Genomic DNA, 23,951 nt, shown 5'->3' with positions numbered 1-23,951 from the left:
ATCGCGACGAGGCGCGCGAGCGGGCGCGGCGGTGGAACGGTGTCGTCGACGCCGCGTTCGCGGGGCGGCAGGGAACGCCCCTCGCGCAGGCGGAGGTCATCGGGATCGTCAACGCCGAGTCCGGTCCGCGGGACGTGGTGGTGTGCGCGGCCGGGTCGATGCCCGGCGACCTGCACAAGCTGTGGCGGGCCCGAGACCCCAAGGGCTACCACGTCGAGTACGGCTACTCCTGCATGGGCTACGAGATCGCCGGGGGGCTCGGGGTGAAGATGGCCGCGCCCGACCGCGAGGTGTTCGTCATGGTCGGCGACGGCTCCTACCTGATGATGGCCCAGGAACTCACCACCGCCGCCGCCGAAGGCGTCAAACTCGTCGTCGTCCTGGTCCAGAACCACGGCTACGCCTCCATCGGCAACCTGTCCGAATCGGTCGGCGCCCAGCGCTTCGGCACCCGCCACCGCCTGCGCACCCCCACCGGCCTGGACGGCGACCCCATCCCCGTCGACCTCGCCGCCAACGCCGCCAGCCTCGGCGCCGACGTCATCCGCGCCGACGATGCCGACGGTTTCAGGAAGGCGCTCCGCCAGGCGATCGCCTCACCCCGGACGACGGTCGTCCACGTGGAGACCGATCCCCTGGCAGCGGCGCCTGACAGCGAGGCCTGGTGGGACGTCCCGGTCGCCGAGGTGTCGGCGCTGGAGCAGACCCGGCAGGCCCGCGCCCGCTACGAAGACGACAAGCGAGCACGGCGGTCCTATCTTTGGTGATTATCCAGCGTTTATCGCAGTGGATCGATACCCTGCCAAGTATGGGACGCACAGTGAAGCGGGCGTTCAGGTACCGTTTCTATCCGACTCCTGAGCAGGCTGCGTTGCTCGCCAGGACGTTCGGATGCGTCCGGCTGGTCTGGAACATGGCATTGGTGGAACGAACTCGGCGATATAAAGACGAAGGCACTCCTACGTCCTATGGGGAGGCGGCGAAGTGGCTTACCGCCTGGAAGCGAGACCCGGCGCTGGACTTCCTGTGTGAGGTATCGAACGTGCCTCTGCAGCAAGCATTGCGTCATCAGCAGGCGGCCTTCAATAACTTTTTCTCCGGCCGGGCCGGTTATCCGCGTTTGAAGTCCCGACGCAAGTCGAGGGCGTCGGCTACGTTCGCCAACAATGCCTTCACCTACCGCGAGGGTCGTCTGAAGCTGGCGAAAATGGATGACCCACTGGACATCCGCTGGTCGCGGCCCCTGCCCCCAGAAGTGGACCCGACGACGGTGACGGTATCGCGGGACGCGGGAGGCCGATGGTTCGTTTCAATTCTCTGTGAAGACTCCATCGCCCGACTGCCCCCGTCAGACCGGATGGTGGGGATCGATGCCGGAATTACCTCATTGGTGACACTGTCGACCGGCGAAAAAATCGCCAATCCCCGTCACGAACGGCGCGATCGTGAGAGGTTGGCTAAAGCACAACGCCACTTGTCACGTAAAGCCCGCGGGAGTAAGAACTGGGAGAAGGCGCGCCACCGCGTTGCCCGAGCATACGGCCGGATCAGCGATCGCCGTCTTGACTTCCTGCACAAATTGTCGACTCGATTGGTGCGCGAAAACCAAACGCTCTGCATCGAGGATCTGCACATCCGGAACATGGTGAAGAACCGTGCCATGGCCCGTGTCATCTCCGACGCGGCCTGGCATGAACTGCGGTCACTGCTGGCATACAAAGCTGACTGGTACGGGCGGCGGCTGGTGACCGTGGACCGCTGGTACCCGAGTTCCAAGTTGTGCTCCACCACCGGGTGCGATTACATCAATGACACCGTGCCGCTGGGCGTGCGGTCTTGGACGTGCCCCGCCTGCCGGGCCGTCCACGACAGGGACGTCAACGCGGCGAAGAACATCCTCGCGGCCGGGCTGGCCGAGAGGTGAAACGCCTGTGGAGGGCTGGTGAGACCGGTTCCGGAGTCTCCGGGAAGGCGCGGCCCGATGAACCAGGAAGCCTCACCGGAGTGATCCGGGGAGTCGCCCCCTTCGGGTGGGAGAGAAGCCAACAACTCCTCAGACCGACCATTCGGGGAGAAACGGAGAGCAGCCGATGAGAGGCGTTTTCGCGCGCGGGACGTCCAGGGGTCTCGCTGTGCTGGCCGCCGCGGGGCTGCTGGCGCTGAGCGCCTGCAGCAGCTCGGGCGGCAAGAAGTCCGAGGAGACGCCGGAGGGCGCCGGCCCCCGGCTGAAGATCGCGATGGTCACGCACTCCGGCGCGGGCGACACCTTCTGGGACATCGTCCAGAAGGGCGCGAAGGCCGCCGCCGCCAAGGACAACGTCGAGTTCCTGTACTCGGCCGACCCGGACGGCGGCAAGCAGGCCCAGCTCGTCCAGGCCGCGCTCGACAAGAAGGTCGACGGCATCATCGTCACCCTCGCCAAGCCGGACGCGATGAAGGACGTGCTGGCCCGCGCCGCGGCCGCGAAGGTCCCGGTCGTGTCGATCAACTCCGGCGCCGAGGAGTCGGCGAAGCTCGGCGCGGTCGCGCACTTCGGGCAGGACGAGTCGATCGCCGGTGAGGCGGCGGGCACGGAACTGGCGAAGATCGGCGCGAAGAAGGCGCTGTGCGTCGTCCACGAGCAGGGCAACGTCGGCTTGGAGGACCGCTGCGCCGGAGCCAAGAAGACGTTCGGCGGCGACCTGCAGAACCTGTTCGTCCAGGGCACCAACATGCCGGAGGTGAAGTCGTCCATCACGGCCAAGCTCCAGGCCGACAAGAGCATCGACGGCATCCTCACGCTCGGCGCCCCGTTCGCCGCGACCGCCGTCGACGCGGTGAAGGAGACCGGCAGCAAGGCGAAGGTCGGCACGTTCGACCTGAACAAGGACCTCATCGCCTCGATCAACTCCGGGGCGATCGAGTTCGCCGTCGACCAGCAGCCCTACCTGCAGGGCTACGAGGCCGTCGACGAGCTGTGGTTGCTGAAGAACAACGGCAACGTGCTCGGCGGCGGGCGCCCCGTGCTGACCGGGCCCGCGATCGTCACCAAGCAGAACGCAGGGCAGCTGGAGGCGTTCGCGAACCGGGGGACGCGGTGACCCAGGCGGTCGCCGAGCCGCCGGTGGCCCGCCCCGACGAGCGCCTGGCCCGGCGGTCGCCGCTGCGGCGGCTGCTGGGCCGCCCGGAGCTCGGCGCGCTGCTCGGCGCCCTGGCGCTGTTCGTGTTCTTCTCGGTCGTCGCCGACGCGTTCCTGCGCGCCGGGTCGTTCTCCACCGTGCTCTACGCGGCCTCCACCTTCGGGATCATGGCGGTCGGGGTGTCGCTGCTGATGATCGGCGGCGAGTTCGACCTGTCCGCCGGGGTGATGGTGACCTCCTCGGCGCTGATCGCCGCGCTGACCGCCTACCAGTTCACGCTGAACGTGTGGGCGGGCGTGGTGATCTCGCTGGTGCTGACGCTGGCGCTCGGCATGGTGAACGGCGTCCTGTACGTCCGGACGCGGCTGCCGAGCTTCATCATCACGCTCGCCACCTTCTTCATGCTCGCGGGCCTGAACCTCGGCGTGACGAAGGCGCTCACCGGCAACGTCGCGAGCGACTCCGTCCGCGACATGGACGGCTTCTCCTCCGCCCGCGCGGTCTTCGCCTCCGATGTCGACGTGCTCGGCGTCAACGTCAAGATCACGGTGTTCTGGTGGCTGCTGTTTACAGCGGTCGCCACCTGGCTCCTGCTGCGCACCCGCCTCGGGAACTGGATCTTCGCGGTGGGCGGGGCGTCCGCCAGCGCCCGCGCGGTGGGCGTGCCCGTCGACCGCGTGAAGATCGGCCTGTTCATGGGGGTCGCGTTCTGCGCGTGGTTCTCCGGGATGCACCTGGTGTTCGCGTTCGCGACCGTCCAGTCGGGGGAGGGGATCGGCAACGAGTTCCTCTACATCATCTGCGCGGTCATCGGCGGGTGCCTGCTCACCGGCGGCTACGGCTCGGCGATCGGCGCGGCGATCGGCGCGTTCATCTTCGGCATGACGAACAAGGGCATCGTGTACGCCGAGTGGAACCCCGACTGGTTCCGGTTCTTCCTCGGCGCGATGCTGCTGGTCGCCACCGTGGTCAACCTGGTCGTGCGGCGCAGGGTGGAGCGGTCGGCATGACGGAGGCGAAGGAGGCGCCGCTCATCAGGCTGACCGGCGTCGGCAAGAACTACGGCAACGTCATCGCGCTGCGCGACGTCGACCTGGAGGCGTCCGCCGGCGAGGTCACCTGCGTCCTCGGCGACAACGGGGCCGGCAAGTCCTCGCTCATCAAGGTCGTCGCCGGGCTGCACCGCCACGACAGCGGGACCTACGAGGTGCGGGGCGAGAAGGTGGCCTTCGGGTCGCCCCGCGACGCGCTCGACCGCGGCATCGCGACCGTCTACCAGGACCTCGCGGTCGTGCCGCTCATGCCGGTCTGGCGCAACTTCTTCCTCGGTTCGGAGCTGCGCGGGCGCTTCGGCCGCCTGGACGTCGGGACCATGCGCGAGACCACCCACCGCGAGATGGCCGCGATGGGCATCGACCTGCGCGACGTCGACCAGCCCATCGGGACGCTGTCGGGCGGCGAGCGGCAGTGCGTGGCCATCGCCCGAGCCGTCCACTTCGGCGCGAAGGCCCTCGTCCTGGACGAGCCCACCGCCGCGCTCGGCGTCAAGCAGGCCGGGGTGGTGCTGCGCTACATCGTCCAGGCGCGGGAGCGGGGCCTCGCCGTCGTCTTCATCACCCACAACCCGCACCACGCCTACCCGGTCGGCGACCGCTTCCTGATCCTCAACCGGGGGCGCAGCATCGGCTACCACACCAAGGAGGAGATCACCCGCGAGGAGCTGACCGCCCTCATGGCGGGGGGCAGCGAACTGGAGGAGCTCGCCCACGAACTCGACGCGGCGGGCTCGTCCGCCGCCGCAGCCCAGGTGACGAAGGAGGCCGAAAGCCTGGGCCTCACCGAAGACTGACGACACCCCTGTGCCGCTCACCGCGCCCCGGGCCGCTGCCGCGGCCCGGGGCGCGGTCGTCGTGTTCCGGGCCGGTCACCGGAGCCCGGCTCGTCACCGCGCCTCGGGGGGCCGCCGAGGTTCGGGGGCGGTCGGGTCGGGCGTGGCCGGGTCGGGGCGGGCGGCGGTGATGTGGTCGGCGAGTTTGCGGACGCGGGCCTCGTGCTCGTCGTAGCCGACGACGACCGGGGGCTCGTTGTAGGGCATCGTGTCGGACGAGCGGCGCAGCTTCACGTACTGGCCGCACGCGTCGATCGCGTACGGCTCCATGTCGTCCTGCAGGGCGCCGATGACGGTGATGCCGTGCGTCTCACCGATCTTGCGGAAGAGCGCCACCGCCTCCTTGCGGTGCTCCTTGCCGAGGTTGCGGCCGAGCTCGTCCAGCACGAGGCACAGCCGGCCGCCGCCGGAGCTGGCGAGCGCCGCCGCGCACACCAGCTTGACGGCCTTCTCGTCCATGAGCGCGGTGTTGGCGCGGCGGTTGTAGGGGACGTACCGCTGCCCGTCCGAGCGGCGCCATTTCGGCGTGACGCGCCAGCGCCACTCCTGCTCGGGGTCGCCCGGCTGCTCCGGCGTGGGGAACTCCAGCGTCGCGCCGTACCCCCCGTACGCCACGTCCAGCTTCTCGAACTCCTCCGACACCCGCTGCAGGCGCGCGCGGATCGCGGCCGTCAGCGCCGTGCGGTGCGCCTCGGCCGCGCCCGCCGCCTCCGTCGCGCCCTTCTGCGCCTTGTCCAGGTCGGCGCGGCGCGCCGACAGCTGCACCTCGATCTGCCGCCGCTGGTGCTTCTCGTAGTCCTCCTGCTGGCGCAGGTAGCTCTCCACCGCCTTCACCAGGCGCGGGAACGTGGCCTGCTCGCGGTCGGTGCGGCGGCCCTCGCCCTCGGCGCGCTCGCGCAGCAGGAACCGCATCTCCTCGGGCATGTCCTCGTCGGACGGGCCGTCGGGGAAGACCCGCCGCAGCGCCTCCGACAGGTGCTTCTCGGCGGTGTGCCACCACTCGGCGGGCGTCCAGGTGGCCTCGTCCTCGTCCAGGCCGGACAGCCACTCGGCGGCGCCCTCGCGGGAGCCGCCCCACGCCTTCTCCAGGTCGTCCAGGCCGAGCGCGGCGCGCCTGTCGGCCAGCTCGGACGCGGCGCGGCGGACCTTGTCGCGCTCGCGCTCGTGGCCCTCCTTGCGGCCGCGCAGCCGGTCGACCTCCAGCGCGCGCGTGTCGGCCTTCGCTTGCAGCCGCCGCAGCGCCTGCTCCGCCGCCCCGAGGCGCGGGCCGAGCCGCGACTCGCTGCCGCCCAGCTCCTCCAGGCCCTCGCGCAGCCCCGCCATCGCCGAGCGGACCTCCTCCAGCTCGGCCGCCGCCCGCGCGCCCGCGAGCCGCCGCCCGGCCAGCGCCACGTCGGCGGCGGCGTCGGCCGTGGCCTGCCGCGCGCTTTCCAGCGCCTCCTTGGCGGAATCCACCGCCGTCCTGGCCGCCTGGACCCGGGCCACGCGCCCCGTGACGGGCTCCTCGAACCCGCCGACGACCACGGCCCCCGTGCCGTCCCCTTCGAGAGCGGCGAAGAAGCCGGCCGGCGCGGGTTCGCAGGCCACGCCCTCCGGGAGCGGCCCAGGGCCGTCCGCGGGCACGATCATGGAGCCGGGCATGCCCTCCAGGGCGGCGACCGCGGCGTCCAGGTCGTCCGCCCCAATGACGACGGCCTCCCGGTACGGCCAGAGGGCGGCCTCCCAGCGCTCCCGGACGTCCTCGGCCAGCTCCACGGCGTCCAGCAGGCCCACCGCCGCGATGCCCGCGGCGGACAGCGCGCGGATCTGCGCGGGCGCGCTGCCCTCGCCCGCCTCCGCCTCGGCCAGGGACCGCTCCGCGCGGGCGACGGCGCCCTTGGCCATCCCGTACTCCTGCTGGGCCTCGTCCCGGCGGGCCTCGGCCTCCGCCAGCTCGGCGCGCGCGGTGTCGCGGTCGCGCCCGTCGGCCTCGCGGCGGCGCTCCTCCAGCGCCGACACGCGCCGGCGCAGCTCGTCCAGGCGGTTGCGGGCGACGGCCTTGTCGGCGCCGAGCTTGTCGGCCTGGCCCTTCAGCTCGGCGAGCGCCGCGCCCGCCTCCTGGAGCTGCGCCTCCAGGGCGCCGCCGGTGAGCTGCTCGATCTCCTTCTCGGCGGCCTTCGCCGCGGCGGCGAGTTCCTCGCCCTCCCGGTGCAGCCGCTCCTGGTCGGCGGCGTGCGCGGCGTCGGCCTCGGCCGCGTCCGCCAGCAGCCGGGCCTGCCGCGTCCGCCAGTGCCGCACGGCCGCGGCCACCTCGTCGCGGGCCCGGTCGCGGCGGTCGAACGTCTTCAGCAGGCTCGCCGCCTCCCGCTCCCACTCGGCGAGCCGCTCGGCCGCCTCCGCGGCCTTGGCGCGCTCGCGGTGCTCCTCCGCGCGGGACTTGCGCTCTGCCTCCAGCTCCCGGTCCAGCCCGGTCAGCGCCGCGATCGCGCTGAAGATGCGCTCCGGGCTGATCTCGTTCAGCGGCTGCGACAGCAGGTTCGTCGCGACCTTGGACCGCACCGACGTCGACAGGAACGACACGCACCGGACCTGCCCCCCGTACAGCACGCGGGACAGGTCCTTCGCGACGAGGTCGCGGCGCCCGGCGCTGCGCGGCAGGCTCGCCCACAGCCGGTCGGCCAGCGACACCCGGTCGGCCTCGGACGGGGCCGACGCCAGGTAGACGCCCTGCCGCCACCGGATCTCCAGGTGCGGCGCGTCGACGTTCACCCGCAGCCACACGGTCACGGCGGTCTCGCCGTGCTCGTCCGCGGTCCCGTCCTCCGAGGTCCCGTCCTCCGCCGCGGCCCCGCCGCCCTCCGGGGGCTCGGCGTGGTCGAATACCCCGACGATGTACCCGTGGTCGGCGCTGGCCCACTGGCTGTCGCCCTGCGCGGCCAGTTCCGCGTTGAACAGCAGTTCCGCCACCGCACGCGCGCCCGATGCGAACCGCCACTGCTCGTCCCCCAGCAGCGCGGTGATGGCCGCGATGAACGAGGACTTGCCCGCGCCGTTGGAGTCCTTCGGCCCCTGCCCGGCCACAACGATGAGCGTCCCCGGGACGGTCGGCACCGGATGCGTCGACAGCCGCGAGATGTTCACCGCCTGCACGGCCACGAGGGTCCGGTCGCCGACGACGTTCTCGGCGTCGCGCGCGGTCACCATCGGTTCGAGGACCGCCGTCATGTGTGCTCCCCCTGCTCGCGTTCCCGCCCCCTGCGCCGCGCCCGGATCGCCGCCGCGAGCGGCGAGTCCGGCCCGGCGGCCAGGATCAGCTCCTCTTGCAGACGCCTTCGCGCGGCGCCGGTCAGCCGGTGGAACTGCGGCCCCGGCACGAACCCCCCGGCGTCGTCCGCCCCCGCCTTCACCTGCGACACCAGCCCGGCCAGCCGCAGCCGCCGCAGCGCCGACTCCAGCTCCCCGACCGGCAGCTGCGTGCGGCGGCGCAGCTCGTCCAGCGGCGTCGGGTGGGGCGACAGCCACGAGTCGTCCTCCAGCAGCCCCGCCGCCCTCGGGATCGCCACCGAGTGGATCAGCACCAGGGTCAGGACGGCCCGCTCCCGCACCGGCGGGACGCACTCGGGGTCGGCGGCCAGCTCCGCGGCGACGTCGTCGCGGTAGCCGGAGACCCAGCGGGTCTGCTCCGACCGGATGAGGGTCCGCCCGCTCAGGGCGAGCATCTGCTCCACCGTCCTGCGCAGCGCCGGCTCCCGCAGCGCCGCGAACCGCACCTCCGAGACCGGCTCGGCGGCGTGCTCGACCGCCATGTAGGCCGCCACGAGCTCCGCCCGGCGCCGCTCGTCGTAGGGCCGCAGCACCGGTTCGAACATGTCACTCACCCGCGTCCTCCCCGGTGCCGGGTTCGGGGAGGCGGCGCAGGAGGTCGCGCAGCGACCCCAGGGAGCCTTCCGGCCAGAGCGCGACCCGCGGACCGGGGCGGACGGTGCCGGAGGACTCGTCCAGCAGCAGCCAGCCGGTGTCGGACAGGCGGCGGAGCTCGCCGGTCGCCCAGCGGCGGGCCAGGTCGGTGTCGCCGCGCGTCATGCCCGCGTACACCTCCAGCACGTCCGCGACCGTGGACGGCGAGCCCGGCCAGGGGGCGTCGTCCAGGCGCGTCCAGCAGCAGCGCAGGGCCGCGGCGAGGACGCGGCGGGCCTGGCCTGCGCGGTCCAGGGGCATGGGGGCGGTGTCGTACTCCTCCAGCAGCGCGGGCGTCGCGCCGTCCGGCCACTCGGGCAGGAGCCAGACGCGGTCGCCGTCCGCCGCGGCGACCGTCCCCGGCGGCACCGGCTCGGACACTGGGACGGACGGCCCGCCCAGGACGCGGGCGCGTGCGCGGGCCAGGACATGCGGGTCGACGGTCACCGGTCCGTCCTTTCGAACCGGCCCGGGGACACCCATGTCGGGGAGCCCTCCGGACGCACCGCCAGGCCGTCGGACCAGACGAGGCGGTAGGGCAGTTCGGGGTGCAGGTGGATGGACGACAGGTCCGCGAGCATGCGGCGGGCCGTGGCCCAGTCGTGGGCGAGGACGTCCTCGACCGCGATCGCGTCGTGGCCGCGGAGGATCTGCTCGGCCAGGCCGCGGAGCCTCTCCGCCGCGGCCGTGTCCGAGCCGGTGTCGCCCGACAGGCCCGGGTCCGGGACCGACGGGCGGGGCGGCGCGGGACGCGGGGGCGTGGCGCGCGGGCCGTCCTCCACGGCCGTCACCACGGCGGACGGCTCGTGCCACGGCGCGGGCGCGTCGAAGACGAACCCGTCCAGGACGGCGGCGAGGTCCTCGCGGGACGCGGTGCGGGTGAAGGTGCGCCACGTCTCGGGCGGCAGGAGGGTCAGGTTGCGGGTCGTGCCCGCCGAGTCCGACAGCCGGGCGGCGGCGCGGCGGGAGGCGTCGCCGTAGGCGTAGATGGCGGCGCGCAGGTCGGTGCAGGTGCGGTCGAGCTGCGGCCAGCGGCGCAGGATCGCGCCGTGCAGCCGCTCGGCGCGCAGCAGGATCTCCTCGGTGCCCCAGAGCTTCGGCGCCTGCTCCCGGAGCTCCTCGATGGTGCCGTTGGTGAGGGTGACCAGCTCGACGCTCCACAGCCGGAACGCGCGGGCGAGGCCGTCCGCGCCGTCGCGGGCCTGCTCGGGCGTCATGCGCGGGTCGGCCACGTTGAGCTGCTCCAGCGCGAGGAGCCGGTGCATCTCGCTCTGGCCGCCGTCAAGCATCATCCGCCGGACGAACATCAGCCCGACGACGCTCGTGAACGAGGCCCTGTAGCGCAGCTGGTTCGGCTTGGGGAACACCTCGCGGACGGCGCCGAGCCCCTTGAGCACCCGCAGCCGGTTCTCGAAGACCTCGGCCGGGTAGCGGCGGCACACGTACCGCATCTGCTCGCGGCTCAGCCCGTCCTCGCCCGCGTCGGCGAACGCCGCGAGCAGCGTCTCGGCGACGTCCACGAGCTCCGGGTCGTCGACGACGGCGCCGCTGTCGCGGGCCAGCGCCGCGAACATCTGGCGGTAGACGCCCAGCACGGCCTCGCCGACCAGGACGTCGTCGAGGCTGGCGGCCGCGTTGTCGGAGGCAGGGGACACAGAGGACACGGCGCACTACGGTACGGCCACCGCGCCGCCAAGGTGGAATCGGCGCGGTCGCGCCCCGGCCTGCGGGCGTTCCCGCGCGCCCGGTGGGCGCGCGGGAACCGCGGAGGTCAGCCGGCGGGGGCCGGGTGGGGGATGGACTTGTGCTCCAGGTAGGCGTGCAGGCCCTCGGGGCCGAGTTCGCGGCCGAGGCCGCTGTTCTTGTAGCCGCCGAACGGAGTGTTCGGGTCGAGGGTGTACATGTTGACGCCGCAGCTCCCGGTGCGGATGCGGCGGGCGACCTCCACGCCGTGGTCGACGTCGGAGGTCCACACCGAGCCGCCGAGGCCGTAGTCGCTGTCGTTGGCGATCTTGATGGCGTCGGCCTCGTCCTCGTAGGGGATGAGGACGAGGACCGGGCCGAAGATCTCCTCGCGGGCGATGCGCATGTCGTTGCCGACGTCGCCGAAGACGGTGGGCGCGACGTACCAGCCGCGGTCGTGCGGGCGGTTCAGGCCGCCGGTGATGATCTTGGCGCCCTCGTCCTGGCCGATCCGGATGTAGTTCTCCACGCGCTCCTGCTGCCGCTTGGCGACCAGCGGGCCGATCTCGCAGCCGTAGTCGGCGGGGTCGCCCACGTTGAGGCCGCTCACCATGGTCGCGAGCGCGTCGGCGACCTCGTCGTAGCGGCGGCGGGAGGCGAGGATGCGGGTCTGGGCCGCGCACGCCTCGCCGTTGTTCATCAGCGAGGCGAGCTTGAAGCCCTCGACGGTGGCGGCGAGGTCCGCGTCGTCCAGGATGATCGCGGCGGACTTGCCGCCGAGTTCGAGGGTGACCCGCTTGAGCTGCTCGCCGCAGACCGCGCCGATCTTGCGTCCGGCGGCGGTGGAGCCGGTGAAGGACACCTTGTCGACGTCGGGGTGCGCGACGAGGTAGGCGCCGACCTCGCGTCCGGCCGGGACGAAGTTGACGACGCCCTCGGGGATGCCCGCCTCGCGGATCCACTCGGCGAGCAGGTAGGTGTCGAGGGGGGTCTCGGGGGAGGGCTTGGCCACGACGGTGCAGCCGGCGATGAGCGCGGGGGCGAGCTTGAGCATCAGCGTGAACTGCGGGACGTTCCACGGGACGATCGCCGCGACGACGCCGACCGGCTCCTGGGTGACCGTGACCGGGCCCAGCATGCCCTGCCGCTCCTCCTCCCAGGTGTAGGCGGCGGCGAGGTCCACGTAGTACTGGAGCACCATCTGCGGGATGGCGGCCTGCCCGAACACCGAGAACATGATGGGCGAGCCCATCTCGGCGGTGACGAGGTCGGCCATCTCCTGCTGCCGCTCGGCGTAGATCGCGGAGAGCCGGCCGACGATCTCGGCGCGCTCGGCGGGGGTCATCCGCGGCCAGGGGCCCTCGTCGAAGGCGCGCCGCGCCGCCGCGACGGCCGCGTCGATGTCGGCCTCGGTGCCCTCGGGCACCCGCCCGATGACCTCCTCCGTGTGCGGGGACACGACGTCGATCACGCCGGTGCCGGCCGGTGCGGCCCACTCGCCTCCGATGAACAGCCGATCGTGCTCGCGCATGCTGCTGTGCCTCCCCTGCCCGAAGGGCCGACGCGGGTAACCGAATGCTTGCTTGGCCACAGCATCGCATGACGTCCCCGGGCGTTGGCAAGAGCAAATGAGACTGGAGTCTCATTTGATAGAACGGGCCCATGGCCGAGATCGCGGACGTCTGGTTCGACCCCGCCTGCCCGTACACCTGGATCACGTCGCGGTGGCTGCTGGAGGCCGCGCGGGCCCGGCCCGTCGAGCCGCGCTGGCACCTGCTGAGCCTGGCGGCGCTGAACGAGGGCCGCGACGACGATCCCGAGAGCGACCCCGAGGGCTACCTGTGGCTGCCCGCCCGGGTCTGCGCGGCGGTCGCGGAGCAGGCCGGGCAGGAGGCGCTGGGCCGCTTCTACACCGCGTTCGGCTCCCGCGTCCACGAGCGGAAGGAGACGGGGCCGCAGACGATCCCCGACGCGCTCGCCGAGGCGGGCCTGTCCGCGGGCCTCGCCGAAGCGGCCCTGTCGGACCGCTACGACGCCGCGGTCCGCGCCTCGACGGCCGCGGGGCTCGCGCGGGTCGGCCCGCACGTCGGCACGCCCGTCGTCGCGGTCGGCGAGGTCGCGTTCTTCGGGCCGGTCCTGTCGCGGATCCCGCGCGGCGAGGAGGCCGGGCGGCTCTGGGACGGGACGCTCCTCGTCGCCGGGGTGCCCGGCTTCCACGAGCTCAAGGGGGTCCCGCACGCCGACCCCGACCCCTCCTAGAGCAGGTGGGCGTTCGGGCGGCGGGCGCGCTCGGCGAGCGCGGGCAGCTCGACCGCCTCGACGCCCGCGGCCTCCAGGATCTCCGCGCCCGTGCCCGCGGCGAACAGGGCCGGCTCGCGCCAGGCGAACACGACGCGCCGGGCGCCCGAGGCGACGATCAGCTCCGCGCACGTGCGGGGGCGCGACGCGCGGTGCCCGCACGGTTCGAGGGAGCTGTAGACGGTCGCGCCGGCGAGGTCCCCGCCGGTCCTGGCGAGCGCGGCCTCCTCCGCGTGGTCGTGCGGGTCGTCCTCGCGGGAGAAGCCGCGCGCGATCTCCAGCCCGTCCGCGCCGACGATGACCGCGCCCACCGAGAACGCGGTGCGCGAGGGCGGGCACAGCGCCGCGAGGTCGCAGGCGAGCGCCAGCCAGCCGAGGTCATCCACGCGCGCCTCCGATCAGGTAGCGCAGCAGGGCGAGGTCGCCGATGCGGGTGGCCTCCGCCAGCCGCATCGGGCGGGCCGGCGACTGCGGGAACACCCCGGACCGGACGAAGCGCGGCGCGGACGGGTCGCCGATGAAGAACGGCGCCACGACGAGCTGGATCTCGTCCACCGCGTCGGCGGTGAGGAACAGCGTGTGGATCCCGCCGCCGCCCTCGACCATCAGCCGCCGGACGCCCCGGGACGCGAGGTCGGCGAGCACCGCGCTGAGTGCGGGCGGGTCGCCGGCGTCCACGACATCGGCGAGGCCGCCCAGCCGGGCCGCGAGCTCCGGAGCGGTGCCGGTCGGGGCGTACACGAGCTTCGGGGACTCGCCCGTGGTGAAGAACTTCGCGCCCGGGTCGAGGTCGCCGCTCCAGGTCAGCGTCACCTTGGTGAGGTCGCCCGGCAGCCCGCGCGCGACGCGCTGCTCCCGCCGCGCCGCGGAGCGCACGAGCAGCTTCGGGTCGTCGGCCCGGACGGTCCCCGCGCCGACGAGGATCGCGTCGCAGCCGGCGCGCACCGCGTCGACCCGGTCCCAGTCGGCCGTGCTGGACAGCCGCAGCCGCTCCGGAGTCGCGTCGTCGATGTAGCCGTCGGCGGACATCGCGCAGCTCAGCAGCACGTAGGGGCGCTCGCTCACGCCGCCACCCTACGGGAGCGCCGCGCCCGCGGGCGCCACCGCCCGCGGAGATCGTTTGAGGCGACTCGGCGTTTCTGCGCCGGATGTGTCGGAGGGGGTGCCTATGGTTGCTGCGACATGCGAATCCTGCACACCTCCGACTGGCATCTCGGCAGATCGTTCCACCGCGAGGACCTGCTGGCCGCACAGGCGGCGTTCGTCGACCACCTGGTCGAGACCGTCGAGGCGGAGCGGGTCGAGTGCGTGCTGGTCTCCGGGGACGTCTACGACCGGGCCCTGCCCGCCGTCGACGCCGTCCGGCTGTGCGACGAGGCCCTGAAGCGGCTCGCCGACCGCACCCGGGTCGTCGTCATCGCGGGCAACCACGACTCCGCGCGCCGCCTCGGCTTCGGGTCGGGGCTGATGGACGCCGCCGGCGTGCACGTCCGCACCGAATTCGCGACCGTGGGGGAGCCCGTCGTCGTGGGCGACGCCGCGATCTACGGCATCCCCTACCTGGAGCCCGAGCTCGTCCGCCACCCGTGGGAGCTGGACGAGCGCAGCCACGCCGCCGCGCTCACCGAGGCGATGCGCCGCGTCCGCGCCGACGCCGCGCGCCGCGACGAGCTCTCGGTCGTGCTCGCGCACGCGTTCGTCACCGGCGGCGAGTCCAGCGAGAGCGAGCGCGACATCTCCGTCGGCGGGTCCTCGCAGGTGTCGGCGTCGGTGTTCGACGGCGTCGACTACGCGGCGCTCGGCCACCTGCACGGCCGCTGGAGCATCACCGACCGCGTCCGCTACTCGGGCTCCCCGCTGGCGTACTCGTTCTCCGAGGAGAAGCACGTCAAGGGCTCCTGGCTGGTCGACCTGCGCGCGGACGGCGTCGCCGCGGAGTTCGTGGAGGCGCCCGTCCCGCGTCGCCTCGCCCGGGTTCGGGGCCGCCTCGACGACCTGCTCACCGACCCGTCCTACGACGAGCTCGAAGACCGCTGGCTCCAGGTCACGCTGACCGACGAGCGCCGCCCGTCCGCCGCGATGGAGCGGCTGCGCCGCCGGTTCCCGCACACGCTCGTCCTCGGCTTCGAGCCCGAGGGCGGCGGCGCGGACGGCGCCCGCACGTGGTCGGGCCGCGTCCGCGAGCGCTCCGCCCTCGACGTCGCGGGCGACTTCGTCGCCGAGGTCACCGACGGGCCCGCCACCGACGCCGAGCGCGCGCTTCTGCACGAGGCCTTCGAGGCGTGCCGCCGGAAGGAGGCCATGGCGTGAGGCTGCACCGGCTGGAGATCGCGGCGTTCGGGCCCTTCTCGGGGACGGAGGTCATCGACTTCGACGCGCTGTCCGACGCCGGGCTGTTCCTCATCCAGGGCCGGACGGGCGCGGGCAAGACGAGCATCCTCGACGCGGTCTGCTTCGCGCTCTACGGCCAGGTCCCCGGCGTCCGCAACGCGGTCAAGGGACTGCGCAGCGACCACGCGCCGCCCGGCGCCGGGCCGCGCGTGGTGCTGGAGACGACCATCCGGGGCCGCCGCATGCGCATCACGCGCTCGCCCGCCTGGGAGCGCCCCAAGCTGCGCGGGTCCGGGACGACGACCGAGCACGCCAAGGTGATCCTGGAGGAGTTCGAGCACGGCGCGTGGGTGGGTCTCAGCACCCGGATCGACGAGGCGGGCGACCTCGTGTCGGGGATGCTCGGAATGACCGCGGTCCAGTTCTGCCAGGTGGCGATGCTGCCGCAGGGGGAGTTCGCCGGGTTCCTGCGCGCCGGCGCCGAGGAGCGCCGCAAGGTGCTGGAGCGGCTGTTCGCCGCCGAGGTGTTCGCCCAGGTCGAGAAGTGGCTCGCCGACCGGCGCGCCGCGACCGGCCGGGAGGCCGCCGAGCTCGGGGCGCGCGCAGTCTCGATCGCCGACCGGATCTGCGAGACGACCGGCGCCGCGTCGCCGCGCGGGCCCCGTCCGGCCGTCCCGGCGCCCCGCCGCGGGGAGCCCGTGGTCGAGCCGTTCGCCGAGGTGGAGGCGCTGCCCGCGTGGGCCGCCGAGCTGGCGGGCGGCCAGGAGGACGTCCGCGCGGTCGTCGAGGAACTGCGCGCGGGCGTCGCCGCCGCCGCGCACGCGGCGCGCGCGGCGCTGGAGGAGGCGAGGGCGCTCGCCGACCGGCGGCGCCGCCACGCCGACGCGCTCGCCAGGCGCGACGCCCTGGCCCAGCGTGCGGAGGAGAAGTCGCGGCTGGCCTCGCGGCTCGACGCCGCCGCCCGCGCCGACCGGGTCGTCCCGCTGGTCAGGGACGTCCAGGCCCGGCACGGGGAGGCGGCCCGCGCCCGGCGCTGGGCCGAGGAGACCCGCTCCCGGGTCGCGGCGCTGCTGCCGCCGAAGGCGCCGCAGGACGTCCTCGCCAAGGCCGAGCGCCAGCGCCGCGACGAGGTCGCCGCGCTGGAGGGCCGCCGTGCCGCCGCCGCCCGCCTCCGCCAGATCGGCCGCGACCGCGAGGCGCTGGCCGGGGAGCTGCGGCGGCTGGAGCCCGAGGACGCGCGGATCCGCGCCGCCCTCGCCGAACTGCCCGCGCTCGTGGAGGGGCGCCGCGCCGAGCTGGACGAGGCCCGGCTCGCCGCCGCCGGGCGCTCCGGCGCCGCGGCCGCCGTCCAGGACGCCGGGCGCCGCCTCGACGCGGCGCAGCGCCGCGACCAGGTGGAGCACCGGCTCGCCGAGGCGGAGGCCGGGTACCGGACGGCGGTCGACGCCGCCCAGGACGCCCGCCAGCGCGTCCTCGACCTCCGCCAGGCGCGGCTCGACGGCATGGCCGCCGTCCTCGCCGAGGAGCTGGTGGACGGCGAGCCCTGCCGGGTCTGCGGCTCCACCGAGCACCCGGCCCCGGTCACCTCGCTCGCGATCATCCCGACCGAGGAGCAGGTGGAGGAGGCGCAGGCCGAGGCCGACGGCGCCCAGGACGTCCGGGAGCAGGCCGCGACCGCGGTCGGGGAGCTGCGCACCGAGCGCGACAAGCTGCTGGAGATCGCCGGCGAGGCGGACGCGGACGCCCTCGCGGCCGAGCTCGCCGAGGCGCAGGCGGCGCTGGCGGCGGCGGAGGCCCGCGCGGCCGAGGCCGAACGCCTGGAGGCGGAGCTGCACCGGCACGAGCAGGAGCTCGACCGTGTCCGCACCGCGCAGGAGGAGACCGGCCGGGCCCTCACCGAGAACCGCATCCACGACCGGGAGCTGGCCGCCGAGCAGGCCAGGCTCGCCGCCGAGCTGGACGAGGCGCGCGGCGGCGACCCGACGCTGGAGGCCCGCATCGCCAGGCTCGGCGAGGAGGCCGACGCGCTCGCCGCGGCCGTCGAGGCGGTCCGCGCGCACGGGCGCGCCGACGAGGAGCTGGCCGCCGCCCGCGCGAAGGCGGGGCAGGAGGCTGCGGAGCAGGGGTTCCGCACGCCGGAGGAGGTCCTCGAAGCCGCGCTCTCCGACGAGGACCAGGGCGTCCTGCGCGACAGGGTCCGCAAGCTCGACGACGAGGAGGCCGAGGTCCGCGCCCTGCTCGCCGACCCGGAGCTGGTCGCGGCCGCCGCCGCGCCCGCCCCCGACCTGCCCGCCCTGGAGGCGGCGGTCGCCGCGGCCGACGCGGCGCACACCGGGGCCGCGAACGCGGCCGACCGCGCGCGGCACCGCTGCGAGCGCCTCGCGGAGCTGCGCATGGAGCTCGCCGCCGCCGTCGGCGAGTGGCGCCCCGCCGCCGCGCGCCACGAGGTCGCCGAGCGGCTCGCGGGCCTCGCCTCGGGCAAGCACGCGGCGAACCGGCACTCCATTTCGCTGTCGGCGTACGTGCTGGCCGCCCGCCTCGAACAGGTCGTCGCCGCCGCGAACGAGCGGCTGCACCGCATGTCCGGGGGCCGCTACGCCCTCGTCCACACCACCGACAAGGCTGCGGGCGACCGCTCCAAGGGCGCCGGGGGCCTCGGCCTGCGCGTCGCCGACTCCTGGACGGGCCTGGAGCGCGACCCGGTGACCCTGTCGGGCGGCGAGTCGTTCATCAGCTCGCTGGCGCTGGCGCTCGGGCTCGCCGACGTCGTCACCGCCGAGGCGGGCGGCACCGAGATCGGCACCCTGTTCGTCGACGAGGGGTTCGGCACGCTCGACGAGGAGACCCTCGACGAGGTCATGGACGTCCTCGACGGCCTGCGCGACGGCGGCCGCGCGGTCGGCATCGTCAGCCACGTCGCCGAGCTGCGCGCCCGCATCCCCGCCCAGCTCCGCGTCACCAAGGACCGCGCCGGCTCCACCGCCGCGGTCGTCGTCTGACGCGGGCGCCGGTCGGAGCCGGTCAGCCGGAGATGTACTGCAGGATCACGTTGTGCACGTGGTGGCTCTTGTCGGCGCCGCGGAACTCGACCTCGTAGGTGTGGGTGCCGACGTTGATCGCGATCGAGCCGGTGGAGAAGTAGGACCCGGCCCACGACTTGTTGCTGACCACGCTCACCGAGGTGATCCTGGAGTAGGGGATGCTGGTGATCGCGTACTTCTTGCCGGCGAAGCTGCGGTCCTGGACGATCACCCGGCGGTCGGTGAGCCCGATGAACCCGGTGCCCGTGCCGACGGCGTCGTAGACGGCGATGATCTGCTCGCCGGGCAGCAGCCCGCTCTCGATCTGCTTGAGCTGCCCCGACCTGTCGTGCTCGACCCCGTCTCCCATGGCTCCTCCGGTGCTCGTGGCATTCGTCCCGTTCCGTAGCGAGTGTCTCAGCCGCCGGGGGTGGACCGGGCGGCTTCCAGGAAGCCGACGCACCGGCCGAGCAGTTCGATCAGCGTCGCCCGCTCGGCCTCGGTGAACTCGGCGGCGAGCCCCCGCTCGACCTTGACCGCGCGGACGTCGGCCCTCTCCAGGACCGCCGCGCCCTCGGCGGTGAGCCGCGTCTCCAGGATGTTGCGGTGCCACTCGTGCGGGGTCCGCTCGATCAGCCCGCGCTCCTGGAGGTTCTTCAGGACGGTGTTCATCGTCGGCGGGGTGACCGCGCACGCCCTGGCCAGCGCGGCGGCCGACATGCCCGGGTTGTCGGCGAGGTGGAGCAGGGCCGCGTACTGGGGGACCGTGAGCCCGCTCGGCTTGATCGCCGCCTGCTTGGCGCCGTTGAGCGCCTGCTCCGCGCGCTTGAGGTGGGAGCCGAGCCGCTCCGGGACGGGCAACGAGGTCATGCCCGCATGGTATCGAGCCTGTTCAGCCTTCCGACAGAAGACCGTTGACGAGCATTAGGGTTCTAACTATCGTATGTACGCGTCCTAACGAGCTAACTCGAACGGAGAAACAATGACGCGCATCCAGCGCACCACCGCGGCCGCGGCCGCGGCGCTCGCCGTCGCGGTGCTGCCCGCGTCCCTGGCCGCCGCCCCGCCCGCCGCCGCCGCGCGGGCGGCCGCCGCGCGGATCTCCACCGCCTACGTCCTGCCGGGCGACCGCGTGTACCCCGAGGGCATCGCCGCCGACCCGCGCGGCGGCGCGATGTACGCCGGGTCCTTCGCCGACGGCACCGTCTACCGGATGCGTCCGGGGCACCGGACGGCGGAGGTGTTCCTGCCCGCGGGGGCGGACGGCCGCCGCACCGCGAACGGGTTGAAGGTCGACTTCGCGGGACGGCTGTGGGTCATCGACTCCACGTCCGGCGTCGCGGTCTACGACGCACGGAGCCGCGCCCTGCTGGCGCGGTTCGTCGTTCCCGGCGACGGCGCCCGGTTCGTCAACGACCTCGCCGTCGCCCCGGACGGCGCCGTCTACCTGACCGACAGCACCCGTGCCGTCGTCTACCGGGTCACGCCGCACGACCTGGACGCCGCCAGGGGAGGGACCGGCACGCTCGCGCCGGCCTTCGACCTGAGCGGCGTCCTGGAGCCGCACAAGCCGACCGACTTCACGCTGAACGGGATCGTCGCCGACCCCGCGGGCCGGTTCCTGCTGACCGACGACATGCTCGGCGGCGACCTCTACCGGCTGGACCCGGCGACCGGCGCCGTCCGCAAGGTCGCGCTGAGCGGCGGCGACATGCACAACGCCGACGGCCTCGAACTCCAGTACGGGCGCCTCTGGACGGCCAACAACGTCGACAACGTCCTCACCCGCTGGCGCGTCGCGCGGGACGGGACGAGGGCCCGCCTCGAGCGCACGCTGGCGGACCCGTCCCTCCAGCTCCCGACGACGCTCGTCCGCCGCGACGGGACGCTCTACGTCGTCCGCTCGCAGTTCGACAAGGGCGGCCCGCTCGGCGACGGCACCCCGGAGATCCCGTTCACCGTCGCCGCCGTCCGGGGCCTCTGACCGCCGCAGTCACGGGCCCGCCGTCACAGGTTCGTGAGCAGGACCGCGGGGTTCTCCACGCAGTCGGCCACGAACCGCAGGAACCCGCCCGCCGCGCCGCCGTCGCAGACCCGGTGGTCGAACGTCAGCGAGAGCTGGGTGATCTTGCGGGGCACGACCGCGCCGCCGACCACCCAGGGGCGGTCGATGATCCGGCCGACGCCGAGCAGCGCCGCCTCCGGGTGGTTGATGATCGGGGTGGAGCCGTCGACGCCGAAGACGCCGTAGTTGTTGAGGGTGAACGTGCCGCCGGTCAGCGCCTCGGGCGGCAGGCCGCCCGAGCGCGCGAGGCCGGTGAGCCGGGCCAGCTCCGCGGCGAGCTGCGCGGTCGTCATCAGGTGCGCGTCCCGGACGACCGGCACGACGAGGCCGCGTTCGGTCTGCGCGGCGAAGCCGAGGTTGACGTGCCCGTACCGGACGATCTCCTGCCGGTCGGCGTCGACCGAGGAGTTCAGCTCGGGGAACTCCGCCAGGCCCGCCAGGCAGATGCGGGCCAGGATGGCCAGCAGCCCGATGCCGGCGTCCGGGCGGGTCCGCCGCAGCGCGTCCTTGGCCTCGACAAGGGCGGTGGCGTCGGCGTCCACCCAGGTCGTCGCGTCCGGGATCTCGCTGCGGCTGCGGGTGAGCTTGTCGGCCACCGCGCGGCGGAGCCCGCGAAGCGGGATGCGCTCGGGCATCGGACGGGCGGCCGGCGCCGGCGCCTCGGCCGGCGCCGGCGTCCCGGAGGCGGCGGCGACGGCCTGCTCGACGTCGCGGCGCAGGATCACGCCCTGGGGCCCGGTGGCCGGGATGCCGGCGAGGTCGAGCCCGTGCTCGCGCGCCATCCTGCGGACGAGCGGGGAGATCACGCGGGGGGCCTCCGCCGGGCGGGGAGGCGGTGCCGGGGCCACGGGCGCGGGAGCCGCCGCGGGGGCGGCCGCCGCCGGGGCCTTCGGTCCGCCCGCGCGGCGGCGTCCCCGCCGACCGGGCCCGTGCCCGGTGCCGTAGCCGATCAGGACGTTGCCGGAGCCGGCCTGCTCCTCCTCGCGGTACCGGGCCGCGTCGGGGTGGAGGTCCGGGGCGGGGCGCACGGCCGCGACCGGCGCCGTGCCGGACCCCGCGTCGGAATCCGCGCCGGCCGGGCCGACCTCGATGAGCGGTTCGCCGACCGCGAGGATCGCGCCCGCCTCCGCGTGCAGTTTCAGGACGGTCCCCGCGAAGGGGACGGGCACCTCCACCGCGGCCTTGGCGGTCTCGACCTCCACCACGACCTGGTCGACCTCGACGGTGTCGCCCGCGGCGACCTTCCATTCGATGATCTCGGCCTCGGTCAGGCCCTCGCCGAGGTCGGGCAGCCGGAACACCTGCCGGGTCGCGGCGGCGGTCATGAGGCCTCCCTGTCCAGGTGCAGGAGGTCGGGCGTGTCGTCGAACTGGAGCCGGTCGACGGTGTCGAGGACGCGGTCGGCGTCCGGCAGGTGCGAGTGCTCCAGCTTCGGCGGAGGGTAGGGGATGTCGAAGCCGGAGACGCGCAGCACCGGCGCGGCCAGCGAGTGGAAGCAGCGCTCCTGCACGCGGGCCGCGATCTCCGCGCCCACGCCCGCGAAGCCCTGGGCCTCCTGGACGACCACGCAGCGGCCCGTCTTGCGCACCGAGGCGGCGACGGTCCCGTCGTCGAACGGGACGATGGTGCGCAGGTCCACCACCTCGAGGTCGCGGCCCTCGCGCGCGGCGGCCTCGGCGGCCTCCAGCGCCACCGGGACGCTCGGTCCGTAGGCGACCAGCGTCGCGTCCCGCCCCTCGCGGCGCACCTCGGCGCGCCCGAACCCGGGGGCGCGGCGGTTCTCGCGGTCGGTCTCGCCCTTGGCCCAGTACAGCCGCTTCGGCTCCATGAAGACGACCGGGTCCGGGTCGGCGATGGCGTCGCGCAGCAGCCAGTACGCGTCGTCGGCGGTGGCCGGCGTGACGACCTTCAGGCCCGGCGTGTGGGCGTAGTAGGCCTCGCTGGAGTCGCAGTGGTGCTCGACGCCGCCGATGCCTCCCGCGTAGGGGATGCGGATCACCATCGGCAGCGACAGGCGGCCGCGGGTGCGGTTGCGGAACTTGGCCACGTGCGAGGCGATCTGCTCGAAGGCGGGGTAGGCGAAGGCGTCGAACTGCATCTCCACCACGGGCCGGAAGCCGCCCATCGCCATGCCCACGGCCAGGCCGACGATCCCCGACTCGGCCAGCGGGGTGTCGAAGCAGCGGTCCTCGCCGAAGTCGCGGGTCAGCCCGTCGGTGATGCGGAAGACCCCGCCGAGCGGGCCCACGTCCTCGCCGAAGACCAGGACCCGCTCGTCCTCGGTGAGCGCGTCCCGCAGCGCGGTGTTCAGCGCCTGCGCCATCGTCATCGCGGGCATGTCAGTCCTCTCCGGGCATCATCTCGGACGCCAGCAGGGCGCGCTGCTCGCGCAGCTGCGGCGTGGGTTCGGCGAAGACGTGGTCGAACAGCTCGAACGGGTCGGCCTCCGGGTCGGCGGCCATCCGGTCGCGCAGCCGCGCGGCGTACTCCTCGGCGGCCTCGTTCGCCGCGGCGACGTCCTCCGCGGAGAGCAGGCCGCGCCCGCGCAGGTGCGTCTCCAGCCGCGCGAGCGGGTCGGCGGCCTCCCACCGCGCGACCTCCTCGTCCTCGCGGTACCGGGAGGCGTCGTCGGCGTTGGTGTGGGAGTCCATGCGGTAGGTGTGCGCCTCGACCAGGAATGGGCCGCCGCCGGAGCGGGCGTGCTCGACGGCGGCCGTCAGGACCGAGAGCACCGCGACCAGGTCGTTGCCGTCCACCTGCTCGGACCGGATGCCGTACCCGACCCCCTTGTAGGCCAGCGCGGGCGCGGCGGTCTGCTTGGCCAGCGGCACGGAGATCGCGTACTTGTTGTTCTGGACGAAGAACACCACGGGCGCGCGCAGGACCCCGGCGTAGTTGAGCGCCTCGTGGAAGTCGCCCTCGCTGGTCCCGCCGTCGCCGACGAACGCCATCACCACGCCGTCCTCGCCCTTGCGGCGCATGGCGTCGGCCATGCCCACGGCGTGGATCGTCTGGGTGGCCAGCGGCGTGCACTGGGGCGCGACGCGCGTGGCCACGGGGTCGTAGCCGCAGTGCCAGCCGCCGCGCAGCAGCGTGAGGACCTCGACGGGGTCCATGCCGCGGGCGACCAGCGCCACCGAGTCGCGGTAGGTCGGGAACAGCCAGTCGTCCTCGCGCAGCGCGAGCACCCCGGCGACCTGGCAGGCCTCCTGACCGCGGCTGGACGGGTAGACGGCCAGCCGGCCCTGCTTGGTCAGCGCGGTGGCCTGCCGGTCGAAGCGGCGGCCGAGCACCATCCGGCGGTAGGCCTCGACCAGCGCGCCGTCCTCCGGCGCCTTGTATCCGGCGGGCGCTCCGGCGTCCGTGCCGTCCTCGGCGACGAAGCGCACCGGGACGGGGGAGGGGAGGAGGCCCTCGGCCTCCTGGTGAGGTGTCCGCACGGACATGGCGCCGCTCCCTTCCTGTGGACGGTTGTCGGTTCGATCGTCCGCTCGGACGACGATCTGCTCAAGACATCAGGCACAATGGGCGACAAATGGCTTGTTCGGCGGCTATGGGGGCACCAATTGTCATCGGAGGCGGGGGCTGAGGGCATCCGGCCCGGACGTTCT

At 73.9% G+C, this 23,951-nt stretch carries 21 protein-coding genes; 9 read left to right on the top strand and 12 right to left on the bottom strand.

What is annotated here, in order from left to right; all coding sequences use genetic code 11:
- From K4S16_RS36950 to K4S16_RS36930, 5 genes are all read left to right on the top strand, one after another.
- Positions 1-767: thiamine pyrophosphate-dependent enzyme (locus K4S16_RS36950; protein ID WP_235037312.1), on the top strand; the 767-nt coding region annotated here is incomplete at its 5' end.
- A gap of 41 nt (positions 768-808) precedes the next feature.
- Positions 809-1,924: an RNA-guided endonuclease TnpB family protein gene (locus K4S16_RS36945; protein WP_149263718.1), complete on the top strand. Its 1,116-nt coding sequence runs from the start codon at positions 809-811 to the stop codon at positions 1,922-1,924.
- A 166-nt stretch (positions 1,925-2,090) separates the two neighbouring features.
- On the top strand, positions 2,091-3,080 hold the full coding sequence (locus tag K4S16_RS36940) for a sugar ABC transporter substrate-binding protein (protein ID WP_149263717.1): 990 nt from the start codon (positions 2,091-2,093) through the stop codon (positions 3,078-3,080).
- Entirely contained in the window at positions 3,077-4,129 is a 1,053-nt protein-coding gene (locus tag K4S16_RS36935) for an ABC transporter permease (protein ID WP_149263716.1), read from the top strand. Before K4S16_RS36940 ends, K4S16_RS36935 begins: the two co-directional genes overlap by 4 nt.
- Positions 4,126-4,968 carry an ATP-binding cassette domain-containing protein gene (locus tag K4S16_RS36930; protein WP_149263715.1) on the top strand — a complete coding sequence of 281 codons (843 nt, stop codon included), beginning with the start codon at positions 4,126-4,128 and terminating at the stop codon, positions 4,966-4,968. Before K4S16_RS36935 ends, K4S16_RS36930 begins: the two co-directional genes overlap by 4 nt.
- 93 nt (positions 4,969-5,061) lie before the next feature.
- Here K4S16_RS36930 and K4S16_RS36925 read toward each other — a convergent pair whose 3' ends face one another.
- From K4S16_RS36925 to K4S16_RS36905, 5 genes are all read right to left on the bottom strand, one after another.
- Positions 5,062-8,211: a chromosome partitioning protein ParA gene (locus K4S16_RS36925; RefSeq protein WP_149263714.1), complete on the bottom strand. Its 3,150-nt coding sequence runs from the start codon at positions 8,209-8,211 to the stop codon at positions 5,062-5,064.
- On the bottom strand, positions 8,208-8,855 hold the full coding sequence (locus K4S16_RS36920) for a hypothetical protein (protein ID WP_235037315.1): 648 nt from the start codon (positions 8,853-8,855) through the stop codon (positions 8,208-8,210). Before K4S16_RS36920 ends, K4S16_RS36925 begins: the two co-directional genes overlap by 4 nt.
- A 1-nt stretch (position 8,856) precedes the next feature.
- Entirely contained in the window at positions 8,857-9,390 is a 534-nt protein-coding gene (locus K4S16_RS36915; RefSeq protein ID WP_149263712.1) for a hypothetical protein, read from the bottom strand.
- On the bottom strand, positions 9,387-10,607 hold the full coding sequence (locus K4S16_RS36910; protein WP_235037311.1) for a hypothetical protein: 1,221 nt from the start codon (positions 10,605-10,607) through the stop codon (positions 9,387-9,389). The genes K4S16_RS36915 and K4S16_RS36910 overlap by 4 nt, the downstream gene beginning before the upstream one ends.
- 107 nt (positions 10,608-10,714) lie before the next feature.
- Entirely contained in the window at positions 10,715-12,157 is a 1,443-nt protein-coding gene (locus tag K4S16_RS36905; protein WP_149263711.1) for an aldehyde dehydrogenase, read from the bottom strand.
- 131 nt (positions 12,158-12,288) lie between these two features.
- Here K4S16_RS36905 and K4S16_RS36900 point away from each other — a divergent pair, with 131 nt between their 5' ends.
- Positions 12,289-12,885, top strand: coding sequence for a DsbA family protein (locus K4S16_RS36900; protein WP_149263710.1), 597 nt, complete (start codon positions 12,289-12,291; stop codon positions 12,883-12,885).
- Here the strand turns inward: K4S16_RS36900 and K4S16_RS36895 are convergent.
- A complete protein-coding gene (locus K4S16_RS36895) occupies positions 12,882-13,310 on the bottom strand; it encodes a dCMP deaminase (protein ID WP_149263709.1) in 429 nt (142 codons plus the stop codon). The genes K4S16_RS36900 and K4S16_RS36895 overlap by 4 nt on opposite strands.
- Entirely contained in the window at positions 13,303-13,989 is a 687-nt protein-coding gene (locus K4S16_RS36890) for a dihydrofolate reductase family protein (RefSeq protein WP_200842324.1), read from the bottom strand. The genes K4S16_RS36895 and K4S16_RS36890 overlap by 8 nt, the downstream gene beginning before the upstream one ends.
- Positions 13,990-14,106: 117 nt before the next feature.
- Between K4S16_RS36890 and K4S16_RS36885 the strand changes: the two genes are divergently transcribed.
- Both K4S16_RS36885 and K4S16_RS36880 read left to right on the top strand, forming a co-directional pair.
- On the top strand, positions 14,107-15,234 hold the full coding sequence (locus K4S16_RS36885) for an exonuclease SbcCD subunit D (protein WP_149263708.1): 1,128 nt from the start codon (positions 14,107-14,109) through the stop codon (positions 15,232-15,234).
- Entirely contained in the window at positions 15,231-18,254 is a 3,024-nt protein-coding gene (locus K4S16_RS36880) for an AAA family ATPase (RefSeq protein WP_149263707.1), read from the top strand. Before K4S16_RS36885 ends, K4S16_RS36880 begins: the two co-directional genes overlap by 4 nt.
- A gap of 22 nt (positions 18,255-18,276) precedes the next feature.
- On the opposite strand, the gene K4S16_RS36875 is transcribed toward K4S16_RS36880, so the two are convergent.
- Positions 18,277-18,645: a PH domain-containing protein gene (locus K4S16_RS36875; RefSeq protein ID WP_149263706.1), complete on the bottom strand. Its 369-nt coding sequence runs from the start codon at positions 18,643-18,645 to the stop codon at positions 18,277-18,279.
- A 47-nt stretch (positions 18,646-18,692) separates the two neighbouring features.
- Positions 18,693-19,145 (bottom strand): MarR family winged helix-turn-helix transcriptional regulator, encoded by a 453-nt coding sequence (locus tag K4S16_RS36870; RefSeq protein WP_200842323.1) that lies wholly within the window; start codon positions 19,143-19,145, stop codon positions 18,693-18,695.
- 112 nt (positions 19,146-19,257) lie between these two features.
- Between K4S16_RS36870 and K4S16_RS36865 the strand changes: the two genes are divergently transcribed.
- Positions 19,258-20,259 (top strand): SMP-30/gluconolactonase/LRE family protein, encoded by a 1,002-nt coding sequence (locus tag K4S16_RS36865; RefSeq protein ID WP_149263705.1) that lies wholly within the window; start codon positions 19,258-19,260, stop codon positions 20,257-20,259.
- 23 nt (positions 20,260-20,282) lie between these two features.
- Here the strand turns inward: K4S16_RS36865 and K4S16_RS36860 are convergent, their stop codons facing one another.
- Genes K4S16_RS36860 through pdhA form a run of 3 tightly spaced genes read right to left on the bottom strand, consistent with a single transcriptional unit; the run spans position 20,283 to position 23,786 of the window.
- Positions 20,283-21,665, bottom strand: coding sequence for a dihydrolipoamide acetyltransferase family protein (locus K4S16_RS36860; protein WP_149263704.1), 1,383 nt, complete (start codon positions 21,663-21,665; stop codon positions 20,283-20,285).
- The gene (locus tag K4S16_RS36855; protein WP_149263703.1) at positions 21,662-22,678 is read right to left on the bottom strand and encodes an alpha-ketoacid dehydrogenase subunit beta; all 1,017 of its coding nucleotides are present in this window, start codon (positions 22,676-22,678) and stop codon (positions 21,662-21,664) included. The genes K4S16_RS36860 and K4S16_RS36855 overlap by 4 nt, the downstream gene beginning before the upstream one ends.
- Position 22,679: 1 nt before the next feature.
- The gene (gene pdhA / locus K4S16_RS36850) at positions 22,680-23,786 is read right to left on the bottom strand and encodes a pyruvate dehydrogenase (acetyl-transferring) E1 component subunit alpha (RefSeq protein WP_149263702.1); all 1,107 of its coding nucleotides are present in this window, start codon (positions 23,784-23,786) and stop codon (positions 22,680-22,682) included.
- Positions 23,787-23,951: the final 165 nt, after the last annotated feature.

Origin of the sequence: Actinomadura sp. K4S16, from assembly GCF_008327685.1 — a bacterium.
GTDB lineage: Bacteria > Actinomycetota > Actinomycetes > Streptosporangiales > Streptosporangiaceae > Spirillospora.
The sequence above is the reverse complement of the archived record's forward strand: the minus strand, read 5'-3'. Positions and strand labels throughout refer to the sequence as shown.

Excerpts from the sequence above, each read along its gene's own strand:
- K4S16_RS36945 (WP_149263718.1), top strand. The coding sequence starts at position 809 with ATGGGACGCACAGTGAAGCGGGCGTTCAGGTACCGTTTCTATCCGACT.
- K4S16_RS36940 (WP_149263717.1), top strand. The coding sequence starts at position 2,091 with ATGAGAGGCGTTTTCGCGCGCGGGACGTCCAGGGGTCTCGCTGTGCTG.
- K4S16_RS36930 (WP_149263715.1), top strand. The coding sequence starts at position 4,126 with ATGACGGAGGCGAAGGAGGCGCCGCTCATCAGGCTGACCGGCGTCGGC.
- K4S16_RS36925 (WP_149263714.1), bottom strand. The coding sequence starts at position 8,211 with ATGACGGCGGTCCTCGAACCGATGGTGACCGCGCGCGACGCCGAGAAC.
- K4S16_RS36920 (WP_235037315.1), bottom strand. The coding sequence starts at position 8,855 with ATGTTCGAACCGGTGCTGCGGCCCTACGACGAGCGGCGCCGGGCGGAG.
- K4S16_RS36905 (WP_149263711.1), bottom strand. The coding sequence starts at position 12,157 with ATGCGCGAGCACGATCGGCTGTTCATCGGAGGCGAGTGGGCCGCACCG.
- K4S16_RS36900 (WP_149263710.1), top strand. The coding sequence starts at position 12,289 with ATGGCCGAGATCGCGGACGTCTGGTTCGACCCCGCCTGCCCGTACACC.
- K4S16_RS36885 (WP_149263708.1), top strand. The coding sequence starts at position 14,107 with ATGCGAATCCTGCACACCTCCGACTGGCATCTCGGCAGATCGTTCCAC.
- K4S16_RS36875 (WP_149263706.1), bottom strand. The coding sequence starts at position 18,645 with ATGGGAGACGGGGTCGAGCACGACAGGTCGGGGCAGCTCAAGCAGATC.
- K4S16_RS36870 (WP_200842323.1), bottom strand. The coding sequence starts at position 19,145 with ATGACCTCGTTGCCCGTCCCGGAGCGGCTCGGCTCCCACCTCAAGCGC.
- K4S16_RS36865 (WP_149263705.1), top strand. The coding sequence starts at position 19,258 with ATGACGCGCATCCAGCGCACCACCGCGGCCGCGGCCGCGGCGCTCGCC.
- K4S16_RS36860 (WP_149263704.1), bottom strand. The coding sequence starts at position 21,665 with ATGACCGCCGCCGCGACCCGGCAGGTGTTCCGGCTGCCCGACCTCGGC.
- K4S16_RS36855 (WP_149263703.1), bottom strand. The coding sequence starts at position 22,678 with ATGCCCGCGATGACGATGGCGCAGGCGCTGAACACCGCGCTGCGGGAC.
- pdhA (WP_149263702.1), bottom strand. The coding sequence starts at position 23,786 with ATGTCCGTGCGGACACCTCACCAGGAGGCCGAGGGCCTCCTCCCCTCC.